The organism is Vibrio sp. 10N.261.52.A1 (assembly GCF_002876325.1).
GTDB lineage: Bacteria > Pseudomonadota > Gammaproteobacteria > Enterobacterales > Vibrionaceae > Vibrio > Vibrio chagasii.
The window spans coordinates 1-345 of record NZ_MCYD01001359.1 but is presented as its reverse complement, the minus strand read 5'-3'; the positions used below and the strand labels follow the sequence as shown (position 1 = coordinate 345).

At 43.2% G+C, this 345-nt stretch carries 2 pseudogenes; both read right to left on the bottom strand.

The window, feature by feature from the left end:
- Positions 1-232: pseudogene (locus tag BCT81_RS27760) on the bottom strand (efflux RND transporter periplasmic adaptor subunit); the annotation flags it as partial.
- A pseudogene (locus BCT81_RS27755) lies at positions 232-345 on the bottom strand (efflux RND transporter periplasmic adaptor subunit); the annotation flags it as partial. The pseudogenes BCT81_RS27755 and BCT81_RS27760, both read right to left, overlap by 1 nt.

The following is a 345-nucleotide window of genomic DNA, read 5'->3' as shown; positions in this document are numbered from 1 at the left end:
CCCCCGCCTCTACGGTTACTTGTTGAATTTCACCAGCCAGCTTAAATGACAATGGTGTGAGTTCTGCAGGCATAACCTGACCATTAAAGCTTCTATACTGATCGGTCAATGGTGCACCGACTTCAAAAGTTGACACCAACAAAGGTGGCTGTTCACGATGTTGGATTTCATTATTACAGGCTTGAAGTAACAACGCTGATGCAACAACCACTGATAATTTAGAAAGGTTCATTAAATACCCCCCTCACGTAGCCATGCTTTTACTTGTTGTCCTTCAGATAAAACATCGACACCGGCTTCTACGATTAAGTCGCCTGAAGACAAACCATCAATCACATTACCTTG